This is a genomic window from Vibrio sp. Of7-15 (assembly GCF_022347565.1).
Taxonomy (GTDB): Bacteria; Pseudomonadota; Gammaproteobacteria; order Enterobacterales; family Vibrionaceae; genus NORP241.
Genome location: NZ_JAKRGH010000007.1, coordinates 213,941 through 226,836 on the forward strand (window position 1 = coordinate 213,941; position 12,896 = coordinate 226,836).

Here is a 12,896-nt window from a genome sequence, read left to right on the forward strand (position 1 = left end):
CTAGGTCATGTAAGAATATGTAACAAGAGGGAAGATAATGGCAGAAAATAACGTATTGATTTGGCTTACTGAACTGGGTTTTGGAAACGGACCCGCAGTGCTATTTCTTTCTATCATTTTACTTTCTTATTTACTTGAAGATTTAGCGATTGTTACCGCTGCAGTTTTGGCCGCTGACGGTAGCATGGGAGTAGGTTTAGCCCTGAGTGCCGTATTTGTTGGCATTGCAACGGGCGATTTAGGTTTGTATTACCTTGGAGCTTGGTCTGCTCGGTGGCGAAGCTTTCGCTATAAGTTGCTGACTAACCGAAGTATGCGATATGTGCGAAGCCGATTAAAAAATAATACGACAACGAATATTTTTATTATCCGGTTTATTCCAGGTCTTCGTACCCTTGGGTATTCATTATGTGGATTATTTAACATTGATGTGTGGCGTTTTATGGCCGCAGTTTTATTAGCGACAGGACTGTGGACGGGGCTGATTTTTGGCCTTGTTTATCAACTGGGTAGTAGTGATTGGCTACAAACGAGTGAGTATAAGTGGTGGTTAGTACCGATTGCGGTGGTACTTTTGTTCAGCACAAATCGTATTGCAAAACAAAAGGTTATTAAAGGAAGGGTTAAATAATGACGATCAAATCCAAGTTACAGAGTGCTCATCCTCTTCATTTATCCGTGATTGAATCTGTGAGTGATGTCAACGTGGGAATGCCACCTATGGAACCAGATACCGGTGACAGCGTGTCGCGTTATGAATTTTGGCCTACATGGTTTTTTTATACTCCCGTTGTGTTGCAAAGTTTGTGGCATGGCATTAAATACCGCAACTTAGCGCTACCATTAATTGCGAATCCGGGTATTAAGCTCAGCGGCATGGTGGGAGAGTCAAAAAATGACATTTTAGAGTTAGCGGGTTCGAAAGCAAAAGAGTGGATTTCTCCTTTTGTAACGCTGACAAAAACTGAGCAAAGTATTGTTGTGCAGCTGAACAATGCATTGCTTGCCATGGAAGATGAAGATCTGGATTTCCCCGTTGTGGCTAAGCCTGACTTAGGGTGCCGAGGGGTTGGAGTTAAACTCATTGAATCAAAAGAACAGTTATTTGAGTATATTAAAAGTTTCCCTTCTCAAGCACGATATCTGATCCAACAAAAAGCGCCGTATGAAGCTGAAGCGGGTGTTTTTTATATTCGCTACCCAGGTGAGAAAAAAGGGAAAATAGTCTCCATTACGTTGAAATATGCTCCATTTGTTGTGGGGGACGGCGTAAGTACGTTAAAAGAGCTGATTGAGAAAGATCCAAGAGCGGGTCAATTAAGCCATCTTTATTTTCCACGTCATGAAGAGAAATTGGATTGGGTTATATCGAAAGATCATAAATTCCGTTTAGCGTTTGCAGGTAGCCACAGTCGAGGCAGCATTTTTAGAAACGGCAATAAATACATTACAGAGCAACTTGCCGAAAGGTTAGATCATATTTTTGATGATTTGCCTGGTTTTCACTACGGTCGATTAGACATCAAATTCAAAAACATAGAAAAACTGATGAAAGGGGAAGAATTGACTATTCTTGAAATAAACGGAGCAAGTAGTGAGGCCGCACACATCTGGGATCGCAACACCCCCTTAACCGAGATCTTTAGTACGTTATTGTTTCAATATAGAACCCTATACAAAATAGGGGCAATGCAACGAAAGTCTGGCCACGCAGTTCCATCATTGTTATCGCTTTACAAAGCATGGCAAGAAGAAAAAAAACTCGTCGAACACTATCCGTCGACAGATTAAAAAGGCAGGGAATAACTATGACAGTTGCAACATCAATAGATCATCAAGTGGTAGAAGAATTAGACTCGTGTGTATTGGGGAATTTAGATGTGATTGAACAAGGCATCGAGTTGCTTGAAAGTTTGAATGATGAACAGTATCAATTTAAAGCAAAACCGTATGTTGAAAGTAGTATTGGCGAACATATGCGCCATAATTTAGATTTGTATTTTTCTCTGATAGAAGAAAAAACCAAAGGAATTATTGATTACGATTTTCGTCGTCGTGGAGCACCAGTAGAGCATTGTCGCCAAACTGCTATGGCAGAATTAAAGCAGATTAAGCAATGGCTACTAGAACTGAAGCTAGAAGACATTTATCGACAAGTCGAAGTAAAAACAGAAGTACGCTTGAATGTCAGTTGTTCTGAGCAATTAGGTTCGAGTATGGCCAGAGAGCTGATTTTTGTGGCTGCTCATGCCGTGCATCACTACGCATTAATTCGTGTTTCCGCTTTGTTTTGTAATGCAGAAGTCGATACTGGTTTTGGTTATGCGCCTGCAACAACGACGTACTTAAGGGGCTAGATTAATGTGTACAGCAACTTGGCTGTTAAAGCCAAATGGTTACCAATTATTTTTTAATCGTGATGAACAGAAAGGGCGTCCTGAAGCCTTACCTCCAGCGAGATTTGCTCAAGAAGGTGTTGAGTTTGTGATGCCTGTGGATCCCGTCGGCGGTGGAAGTTGGTTAGCAATGAATGAGCAAGGTTTATGTCTTTGTTTATTGAATTACTATCAAGGTCATATGCCTCAGCAACCATTGGTGAGTCGCGGGTTATTGATAAAAAAATTGGCGGTAGCGACATCGGCAGAACAAGCCTTGTTTATGTTGGGTGAGCTGAATTTAATTAATTATGCGCCATTTACATTAATGATATTTGAGCCAGGTTTAACGTCAACAAATGGTCATGTTGCAGGGGTATGCTGGAATGGTGTCAATCTTGCGGTGATTGAACCCAAAGCTCCAATGGTGTCGTCTGCGGTGGATGTGGATACCGTGACTAAACACCGTAAACATGAGTACCAACAAATTCTGAAATCGGCGAGTACAACAGAGCAAGCACTGCGACAGTTTCATGGTAGCCATAGTCCTGAAAAGGGCCATTTATCTGCGTGCATGCATCGTCATGATGCCCATACTGTTAGCTTTACACACATTGATGTGACTCCTCGTTATTTGTCCATGACATATCGACCTGGTGCGTTATGCAAAAAAATTAAAAAAAATGGAAATAAAAACGGCGAAACCTCGTTCTTATTAATTAGAAAACCGATGCATGAAAATCACGACATATTATTGAGTGAAAAATGTGGAATGTAGTGCTCTGAAAATACATTGAGCGCTGCCGTTAATATTAAATAAACTCTATTTCAGAAATAAGGAAGTAACATGAATAAACTCATGGGGTTGCTGCTGCTTGTAATTAGTCATTCATCAATTGCAGGTGATGCCATTTATACCAGTTTTTTTAGTAATAAAGCCGTAGGTGGATATGACACTGTCGCTTATTTTACAGAAGGTAAACCAGTAGAAGGTGTCAAATCGTTTAAAACGGAATACAAAGGGGCAGAATGGTACTTCTCTTCTCAAAAAAATTTAGACCTGTTCATTGCACAACCTGAAAAATACGAACCTCAATATGGCGGATTTTGTGCGTGGGCAGTGGCGGCTAAGAATGATCGTGCTCCGGGAGATCCAAAGCAATGGAAAATCGTAAATAACAAGCTGTATCTCAACTACGACAAAGATATAAAGCAATTGTGGGAAACAGATATTCCGGGCTTTATTAAAACAGCGGATCAAAATTGGCCTACATTATTAAACAAGTAATGTCATATCGGCGTGTAGATATAAAAATAATTATAAAGAGAGTGAAGGATTAGAATGATGAAAAAAATCAGCTTGAAGTGGGTATTATCTGGATTTATTGCTTTTGTGTTTATTCAGTCACTATTTTTTAAATTTACTGGCTCATATGAAACAGAGCATATTTTCGGCACGTTAGGGGAGTGGTCTGGGCTTGACTGGTTTGGTACTTACGGCGGCTATATGGTCGGTGGTGCTGAGCTGATTGCCTCTATTTTATTATTTACTTCATTACATGGCTTAGCAGCACTCATGTCGGTTGGTATTATGAGTGGGGCAATTTTTTTCCATCTATTTACTCCTTTAGGCATTCAAATGCCAGAATTTAACGCAGCGGGTGAAATCATCGGTTATGACGGTGGGTTACTGTTTGGCATGGCATGCTTAGTTTGGTTGTCAGGTGTGGTGTTGAGCTACCGAGATTTAAAAAATGAAGGTGGTCTTCTGTATGCGCTAACCAACCGCGGAGGTGCTTAATGGACAGTCCCTTTCGATTACCTCGGGTTACACCGTTTGGATTAGGTGAGTCGTTTGCAGAATGGGCGACAGGGTTAAACCAGCTTGATCAACTGTACCAACAGCGGCCAGCAGGGTTAGATTCTTTTGCGTTCATGCGCCATGCTTTAGATGCTCTTGGCATTGATTATCAGGTTGCTAAAGGCAGTTTAGATCAAGTACCTAAAACAGGCTCTGTGGTTGTTGTGGCGAATCACCCCTTGGGGGCCGTTGAAGGGGTGATTTTAGCGGAACTGTTAGGGCAAATTCGTTCAGATGTTAAAGTATTGGCCAATCATTACCTTAAGCGCCTGCCTGAGATCAGCGATTTATTTATTGGTGTTGATGTTTTTGAAGGTAAAGATGCGGTTAGAGCGAACGTTAAAGCCATGCGTGAGGCGTATCAGCACCTTGAAAATCAAGGGCTATTGCTGATTTTTCCTGCGGGAGAGGTATCTACTTATCAAGGAAAGAGTAAAGATTTAGCGGATAAGGAATGGAGTCGTTCAGTCGCTAAACTGGTTGCTAAAAGCCAAGCGACGACGGTACCTATGTTTATTGATGGCCAAAATAGCAAAGCTTTTTATTTAGCGGGTAAAGTGCACCCAATGCTGCGTACATTAATGCTGGGTCGGGAGCTGCTTAATAAACAATCGCAAACGATAAAAGTTTCTGTTGGTGAGGCCATTCCGTATTCTGAGCTAAAAGGCTTGGCTGATGATCGAAAAGTAGTGAATTACCTGCGTTTAAATACGTATCTTCTTGGAGCAAAAAAGCTGAGCGGTGTGACTTCGCCACCTGAGAGCAGCACTGCCCAAGAAATAAATCGTGCTGAGCCGATCATTGATGCCATTTCACCAACTCTTCTGCAATCTGAGTTAGCCAGTTTATCTGAAGATGAGCACCTACTATCTCAAGGTGATTTTGAAGTGTATTGCATTCGATCACACAAGATCCCGATGATGATGCAGGAAATTGGCCGGATCCGAGAGCTAAGCTTTAGAGCTGTGGGGGAGGGTACTGGTTTAGCCTGTGATTTAGATGAGTATGATCCACACTATCATCAGTTATTGGTGTGGCATAAAGAAAAAATGGAACTAGTGGGCGCATATCGACTTGGTTTGGTGGATGAGTTAATGGCGAAAAACGGCCTGGAAGGTTTGTATTCTCGTAGCTTATTTAATTATGACGAAGCGTTTGTGGAGCAGTTAGACCAATCCATTGAGTTGGGGCGTTCAGTGGTTGCAGAAAACTATCAGCGCAGTTTAAGTGCATTGTTACTGCTTTGGAAAGGCATTGCGACGTTTGTTTCTCGTCACCCTAAATACACCCATTTGTTTGGTCCGGTGAGCATCAGTAATGATTACAGTTTAGTGGCGCGGCAGCTTATGGCTTCCACATTAAGCATCCATCATTATGATCAAGGAAAGGCCGCCTTAGTGAGTGCGACCACACCATTACCAAAAGAGAAGCAGGCTTTTTGGCATACGGATATGTTGGCTGCGTTGGGCGATGTGCAGATGCTGTCTAAAGTACTTAGCCGTATTGAACAAGGGAAAGGTTTGCCAGTGTTGCTACGACAATATTTAGGTTTAAATGGCAAATTAGTGTGTTTTAACGTCGACCCAGCTTTTAATGATGCGTTAGATGGATTAATTGTGGTGAACTTGAAAAACGTGTCTGAACGGACACTGGGTAAATACATGGGTCGAGAAAAAGCGGCTAATTATTTATCTATTCATCAATAAGATGTGATCATGAATGGGATCTTGAATAAACTCTTTGAGTAGTAATGGTCAGCCTCCCATTCTTCATTGTAAGGTAGTCATATTTCTTAACTAATATAAAGTAATAGTGATATGACTTACCTTTCTTGTGTTGAAGTTGAACCTTCCGTTGAAGCAACCGCTTCTGTCATTTGGCTTCATGGCCTTGGATCTAATGGTCATGATTTTGAGGCAATTTTACCAGAATTGAAGTTGCCTAAAAGCGCACCTGTACGATTTATTTTTCCTCATTCACCCTCGATGCCTGTGACAGTAAACGGTGGAATGGTGATGCCTGCATGGTATGACATTATTGAAATGGGCGCAGGAAGAAAATTAAATACCGATCAGTTACTTGAATCTGCGAATGAAGTGGTGAAATTAATACAACGTGAGCAGCAGCGCGGAATACCAAGTGAGCGTATCGTTCTAGCAGGTTTTTCTCAGGGCGGGGCCGTTGCATACCAAGCTGCATTAAGTTTTCCTGAAAAGCTGGCAGGGTTGTTGGCACTATCTACTTATTTTCCTACCGAAGATACGATTCAGTATTCTGAAGTCAACAAAACCTTACCGATTGAAATAATGCATGGTCGCTTTGATCCGGTTGTATTTCCACCAATGGGAGAAGAAGCACACCGCTGTTTAGAGCAAGCGGGTTTTTGTCCTAATTGGCGCACCTATGCGATGGATCACAGTGTGTGCATGGAGCAGATTACTGATATTTCTACTTGGTTTAAGCGAATTCTTAAACTGTAAGTCACAGCCTTGTATTTTCATTGACTTGTAGCTTATTGATAAGAAGTCTAATAGCTATAATTAAAGACAGGCGTCGGTGAATGAAAGGGCAAGTGTATGCTGGGGATGAAGGATGATGATTGGAAAGGTATTTTAAACCAGTGTGATAATGGCATTGTGTTGTTTGACGATGCCTGCAACATAACATTTACCAATTGCCGATTTTCAACTTACCCAGCGTATGTACAACAAAAGTTGTTAAAAAAATACGCGTGCAAAAATGCGCTTTTAGAGCCACCAGGTTGTGTATCGGGTTATATGATTTCTTACGAAAAAGTGGCCCAAGGTTATGCCCTGATCGTTAAGCAAGATGATGAGCACCATACACACAGTGATGCGGTGTTAAGCACAATGCTGGCGAATATCAAAGAAGGCAGCAATATATATCAAGCTACCGTTGAAGCGATTCACCGTGCACTAGGGTGGAGATGGGTTTTAGTGACACGTTTCTTGCCAGAAGGGGTAGAAACACTGGCTTATTGGAATGGCGATGGTATTGATGAGAATTTTTCATTCGAACTTGCTGGTACCCCTTGTGAAGCAATGATAGCAAACGAGCGTTATACACTATTTACCGATGTTGCAAAGGCCTTTCCTCAAGATACAGATTTGCAGGAAATGGGAGCCAAGACCTATGCCGGTTTGATTTATCGTGACTCCAACCAAAAGCCCATTGGCCACATTATGGCAATGCATGATGCCCTTGGGGTTGATTACCACTATGCTGAAGATGTTATTACCCTGTCGTCTTTGGCTTTGTCTGCTAATTTACTGCTGGCTGATGCACAAAGCGAGTTGCGTAATGTGGAAGAAGAAGCCCGAACAGACAGTTTAACCAATCTCTATAACCGAAAAATGTTTGATGAGCATTGTCTGCTAGCGGGTGAAAACTACACTCAAAAAGGGCAAGACAGCTGTTTAGTCTTGATCGATCTGAACCGTTTTAAACAATATAACGACGAATATGGACATCAAGAGGGTGATGTATTATTGCAGCTGTTAGCGACGGAGCTCAATAAGATAGGCCGAGACAGCGATTTGGCATATCGTATCGGTGGTGATGAATTTACGATTATTCTTTCGAACTCCTCACCGAGTATTGTGCCTCGGGTTAATTCAAAATTCGAAACGGCTTGGCGTCGCCTTTCTTTGATCACTTCAAATCATATTCAAGGTAGTATTGGTTATGCTTTTTTAGATGAATGCCATGGTGATATAGAAACATGGATTCGATTGGCTGATGAGCGCATGTATGCACAAAAACGCTCACTAAACCAGTGTGCTGAATAGTCACGAGTTATTTGAAATACGGAAGAATGGGAAAGACACTCACCCATTGGATGAGTGTCGATAGGCTGTTAGTTTGGAAAAGTCGATTAAAAAATAAAATTAAGCATTAAGGTGATTATTTGAGCGTCTTTCTCTTCTTGAAGAAGCAAAGGTGAAGTAATGAATTGCCCTGTTTGCCCTTTCGCATAATCTTCGGCTTTCATCGTAATGTTTTGCCATTCAGCATTTACGGATACGGTATAAGTAATATCATATCTAAGACCAGCGGTGATGCTATGGGATTGGCGGCGGTGGTGACTTTCTCCATAAGTGATATAAGGTGTTAACTTATCAATATTGTAGGCACCACTGATATACCAATTTGCTTGGGTATTATCAGCTTCGGCTTCGGCCATAAACTGCCATTCGTCGTAGAAGTACTCGGCACCTAAGGTATAGATATTGATAATGGTGTCTTCAGTTGAAGGGAAGAGTTTAAACTTTGTATGCATGTAGCCGGCGTGTAAGCGATAGTTAAAACCTGAAATTTCCGTGGAAAGCCCAAAAATTCGGCTTGTATCGAATATCATCTTCGATTGTGCTAACTCGACAGTGAACTCCTCAGGGTACGCAACAAAAGGGGAGACCGATAATAAGGTTTCATCGGATAAGTGGTTCTCCCAGCGGACTGAAACACCATCATAAAAGGTAAACCCGAGAATACTGTCATACACTTCTTGGGGAGGGCGAGCCCATGTATAGGCTTGACTCACATAATAGTATTCAGAAGCTAAAAACATTGGCAGTCGGAGTCGGCCACCTTTAAAAGAAAAATCTTCATATTGGTAGGCAATATACGCCCATTCTATTTCAGGGTTAGACCACTCATCTTGTGGGCGCTTGACTAACTGCACCGAAGTGTTGAAATCTTGGTTGATGTTCCAGTCAGCCTGTAAACCAAATGTCGTATCACAGTCATAACATGTGTCTTCCGTGATTTCCCTATGAACAAAAATAGGTGTTTTATTATCCGATTTAGTAATAGAAGTTGAACCAAAGCCACTAACAGATAAAGAGTCAGAGATTTTAATTGCGCCTAGAGAGCTTAAAGGGAAAAGCAGAGCAAAAACATAAAGAGCGTAGGTTTTGTTCATGACTTACTCTCCTTGTAATACGGTAAAAAGAATATTGGCGTTTTCTGGCACAAGGTCAGAAGGAGCGTAGGCGATACCATCAGGATTGTTTTTCAGCCACTGAATCACGGTATCAATATTGTCATTGTTTATTTCTTCAGGGGGAACTCCTTTTCCGGAGAAGGATAAGCTGGCCCAATATCCATTCATTTGAGAAACTGACTTTCCTAGCAGACTTTTATAAAAAATCTTTCTTATTTTTGAGCTTTTAGGAAGATCAAGTAGTACAAAGTTATTATTTCCGCTGAGTTTTTTAACTTTACCTTTATAAAGCATTCGTGCCTTACTTTTGCTTAATGGTGAAAAATCAGAATTAAGTGAAAATATAGTGATCCCCTCAGGTGTATTTGTCGCGGTTGCATTTCCTAAAGGAAAAACACAAAACAGTACAACAATCCAGACTTTCATGAGGTAGAGTCGAATATATAGTCCATTATTCATTAACTCGGTTCCATTCGGTTAGAATTAGTTCTAATATAAAGGATAGAATACAGATATGTAACTAAAAATAGTCATATTTTTAGCTCTTACTCAAGGAGCCGACATGGAGTTGTTGAACCGGACATCCATTAAAACCAGAATATTGTTACTGGTTCTATTACCCCTTTCATTTGTAGGGGTATTTTCCGGGGTGGAAATAAATAAATTAATAAAAAATATAGATTCACTAAACGTATTGAACTCTAGAATTAGCTTACTTGAAGAAATATCGACATTTTCAGCATTATCTCATCATGCAAAAGTCAATAAATTAAGCGTTGCTAACGGTGAGTTTGATACCGGTCAACTCAGTACTTCATTAAATAAAACAAAGGGCTTTCTCAGCTTTTCTTTTTCTGGAGAAGAATTGGAAGAAATCTCTTCGCTAAGAGGGGAGCTTGTAGAAGCTAATGAAGAGTTTGGTATTCTGGAGGTGGATGAACTAAGTGATTGGTCAGAGTGGATAACTGATATTATAAAACAGGTGCTCACCCATCTTGAGAAAAGTTCATCTAATATAGAAAACCCTAATATAGAAAATGATGTTCGTGTTTTATATCAACTACAATGGTTGCTTATTTGGGCGCAAGATGAGAATTGGTATATAAATGAGATATTGAGGAATAATTCAAAAGAAAGCCGAAATCAGTTAATTTCAGTGATTGAAAGGCAGCAATTATATGTTGAACGTTTTACTTCGATTGAAGCGAGTCCAGCACAAATTAATTTATTATTGAAAGTGTTTTCAGACCCATCTTTTTCCCAAAGTTATAAGCTAAGGGAGGGCCTATTGAGTGATAATATAAATACAGGTGATGTAAAAAGTGGGCTTAATGCATTCGAAAAACGATTCGAACTTATAAATTTAGTGGTTTCAGAAGTCAGCAATCAACTCGTCGATAATATTCACAGAACCATTACTAATTCAAAATGGTTAATGGGAATTTATGTTTTTATAATCGTATTCCCTATTCTTGTTATGAGTTGGTTAGGTTCTAATTTGGCATTCCGTATCATCACGTATTTGAAGCGCGTTATTGATACAATGTCTCAAATTGAAGTGAAAAAAGGCGAATTACATAAAATAAAATTAGATGGTCACGATGAATTTACCGTGTTTACTCAGAAGTTAAATACTTTAATTGAAGATCGTTATATTAATGAAACAAAAATGATTCAAGCTAAAGAGGAGGCAGAGAGAGCGAATATTGCAAAAAGTACGTTTTTAGCCAATATGTCGCATGAAATACGAACGCCACTTAATGGCATTATAGGGATGTCAGGGGTGTTGGCTGATACTGAATTAAGCCCTTCTCAAACCGAGTACTTACAAACAATCGATACCTCTTCTCAAACCTTGTTGCTTCTGATTAACGATATTCTTGATTTATCTAAAATAGAATCGGGGAATTTGTCGTTAGCTCCTCATGAATCGAATGTGGTCGAGGTGGCTTATGACACGATGGCGATCGTTCAGGCTAAAGCCTCACAACAGGGGTTAGATCTTCAGGTAGAACTAGATACGCACCTTCCTCATACCGTTTTTATTGATGAGCATCGCTTACGGCAAGTTTTAATGAATTTGATGTCGAATGCCGTTAAGTTCACTTTAGAAGGCTCGGTAACATTATCAATAAAGAGTGAATATAACGAAGAGGGGAACGTGGCGCTTTCTTTTTCTGTCACTGATACAGGAATTGGGATAGAAGAGAGTAAACAGCAGCAGGTTTTTGCTCCGTTTGTACAAGAAGATGGATCCATTACTCGGCAATTTGGTGGTACTGGACTCGGTCTTGCGATATGTCGTCAGCTTGTTGAGCTTATGGGTGGAGAAATCAATCTTATTTCTGACAAGGGAAAAGGCAGTATTTTCTTTTTTACTATAAATGTTGGAGTGCACCAAAAACGTCCTGTTGTGGTTTCTGACATTAGTGGGAAAAAATGTTTGCTGGTGACAAATCATGTTTCCTTTGCGCCTTATTTACATCAAGAATGTAAAAGAACAGGCTTAGCGGTTACGCAGTTTACTGCTGATATAGAAAAGGTTTTACCTATTATTGAGAAATATGATCTTGTGCTGTACTGCCATGATGAGCTGAATCAAACCGTTTACGATGTTGAGCAATTCCGGGCTGTTTCTGATAACACTGCGGTGATTGTATGTTGTAGTTATCGAGACTCTTTATGTGAGTTTGGCAACAATATTGATGGGCTAATTACGTTACCGCTATTAGGGAAGCGTTTTACCAAAGCAATCAGTGCGGGGTTGTGTGATGCAGTGCATCGCCATGTTAAGGTTAAAGGTCAATTAAGTCCGGAAGTTTATGCTCAAGAAAGAGAAGAAACCGTATTAATTGTGGAAGACAACCGAGTTAATCAGCGAGTGGCGTCGTTAGTATTGGAAAAAGCAGGCTACTTAGTAGAAGTAGCGAATGACGGCAAAGAAGCACTAGAAGCGGTTAAAAAAGGTAAACAGTATAAAGCGATTTTAATGGATTGTATGATGCCAGTAATGGATGGCTTCACTTCTACTGTAGAAATTCGTAAATGGGAAGCGGGTTCGAATCATAGCCCGTTACCCATCATTGCATTAACAGCCAGTGTATTAGATGAAGATATTCAGCGATGCTATGAAGTGGGGATGAACGATTACATAGCAAAACCATTTAAGAAAGAACATTTGTTGAGTAAGTTAGAGAGCTTGTTACAAGAAGCGTAAATTTATACCAAGGTATAAAAATGACTGCTTTGGTGAATCGCTGGCATTAGCTCAAACGAGGTTTTCCTCGGTATATTCATAACCCATAAACTCTTATATTCTAGATACAAAAAAGCCCCGTCATTTCTGACGAGGCTTCGTTGTAGTGGCGGGTCGGCCGGGCTTACGCTCAATCGGGACTCGCTCCGGTGTATTCATAACCGATAAAATCTCAAATCACAGATACAAAAAAGCCCCGTCATTTCTGACGAGGCTTCGTTGTAGTGGCGGGTAGGCCGGGCTTGCGCTCAAGCGGGGCTCGCCCCGTTGTACTCATAACCAGTAAAATATTAAATTCTAGATACAAAAAAGCCCCGTCATTTTTGACGAGGCTTCATTGTTGTGGCGGAGCGGACGGGACTCGAACCCGCGACCCCCGGCGTGACAGGCCGGTATTCTAACCAACTGAACTACCGCTCCAATTCTTTCTCAATTTGAAAT

12 protein-coding genes and 1 tRNA gene are annotated in these 12,896 nt (G+C 40.6%); 10 read left to right on the top strand and 3 right to left on the bottom strand.

Annotated features, from left to right (window positions below; genetic code table 11):
* Positions 1-37 precede the first annotated feature (37 nt).
* The 9 genes from MHO82_RS10635 to MHO82_RS10675 all read left to right on the top strand — a co-directional run bounded on the left by MHO82_RS10635 (position 38) and on the right by MHO82_RS10675 (position 8,045).
* Positions 38-631 (top strand): VTT domain-containing protein, encoded by a 594-nt coding sequence (locus tag MHO82_RS10635; protein WP_239183922.1) that lies wholly within the window; start codon positions 38-40, stop codon positions 629-631.
* Between the two features lie 80 nt (positions 632-711).
* Entirely contained in the window at positions 712-1,791 is a 1,080-nt protein-coding gene (locus MHO82_RS10640; protein WP_239183936.1) for a D-alanine--D-alanine ligase, read from the top strand.
* Between the two features lie 17 nt (positions 1,792-1,808).
* On the top strand, positions 1,809-2,357 hold the full coding sequence (locus MHO82_RS10645) for a DinB family protein (protein WP_239183923.1): 549 nt from the start codon (positions 1,809-1,811) through the stop codon (positions 2,355-2,357).
* 4 nt (positions 2,358-2,361) lie between these two features.
* Positions 2,362-3,153: an NRDE family protein gene (locus MHO82_RS10650; RefSeq protein ID WP_239183924.1), complete on the top strand. Its 792-nt coding sequence runs from the start codon at positions 2,362-2,364 to the stop codon at positions 3,151-3,153.
* 69 nt (positions 3,154-3,222) lie between these two features.
* Positions 3,223-3,663 carry a YHS domain-containing (seleno)protein gene (locus tag MHO82_RS10655; protein WP_239183925.1) on the top strand — a complete coding sequence of 147 codons (441 nt, stop codon included), beginning with the start codon at positions 3,223-3,225 and terminating at the stop codon, positions 3,661-3,663.
* Between the two features lie 57 nt (positions 3,664-3,720).
* Positions 3,721-4,176 carry a hypothetical protein gene (locus tag MHO82_RS10660; RefSeq protein WP_239183937.1) on the top strand — a complete coding sequence of 152 codons (456 nt, stop codon included), beginning with the start codon at positions 3,721-3,723 and terminating at the stop codon, positions 4,174-4,176.
* Positions 4,176-5,942: a GNAT family N-acyltransferase gene (locus MHO82_RS10665; RefSeq protein WP_239183926.1), complete on the top strand. Its 1,767-nt coding sequence runs from the start codon at positions 4,176-4,178 to the stop codon at positions 5,940-5,942. The genes MHO82_RS10660 and MHO82_RS10665 overlap by 1 nt, the downstream gene beginning before the upstream one ends.
* Positions 5,943-6,053: 111 nt before the next feature.
* Positions 6,054-6,716, top strand: coding sequence for an alpha/beta hydrolase (locus MHO82_RS10670; RefSeq protein WP_239183927.1), 663 nt, complete (start codon positions 6,054-6,056; stop codon positions 6,714-6,716).
* A gap of 96 nt (positions 6,717-6,812) precedes the next feature.
* Positions 6,813-8,045 (top strand): GGDEF domain-containing protein, encoded by a 1,233-nt coding sequence (locus MHO82_RS10675; protein ID WP_239183928.1) that lies wholly within the window; start codon positions 6,813-6,815, stop codon positions 8,043-8,045.
* 86 nt (positions 8,046-8,131) lie between these two features.
* On the opposite strand, the gene MHO82_RS10680 is transcribed toward MHO82_RS10675, so the two are convergent.
* Both MHO82_RS10680 and MHO82_RS10685 read right to left on the bottom strand, forming a co-directional pair.
* A complete protein-coding gene (locus tag MHO82_RS10680) occupies positions 8,132-9,178 on the bottom strand; it encodes a porin (RefSeq protein ID WP_239183929.1) in 1,047 nt (348 codons plus the stop codon).
* Positions 9,179-9,181: 3 nt separating this feature from the next.
* Complete coding sequence (locus MHO82_RS10685; protein ID WP_239183930.1) at positions 9,182-9,658, bottom strand: hypothetical protein; 477 nt, start codon at positions 9,656-9,658, stop codon at positions 9,182-9,184.
* 103 nt (positions 9,659-9,761) lie between these two features.
* Here MHO82_RS10685 and MHO82_RS10690 point away from each other — a divergent pair, with 103 nt between their 5' ends.
* Positions 9,762-12,416: an ATP-binding protein gene (locus tag MHO82_RS10690; RefSeq protein ID WP_239183931.1), complete on the top strand. Its 2,655-nt coding sequence runs from the start codon at positions 9,762-9,764 to the stop codon at positions 12,414-12,416.
* 382 nt (positions 12,417-12,798) lie between these two features.
* On the opposite strand, the gene MHO82_RS10695 is transcribed toward MHO82_RS10690, so the two are convergent.
* Positions 12,799-12,875: transfer RNA gene (locus MHO82_RS10695), tRNA-Asp, on the bottom strand.
* Positions 12,876-12,896: the final 21 nt, after the last annotated feature.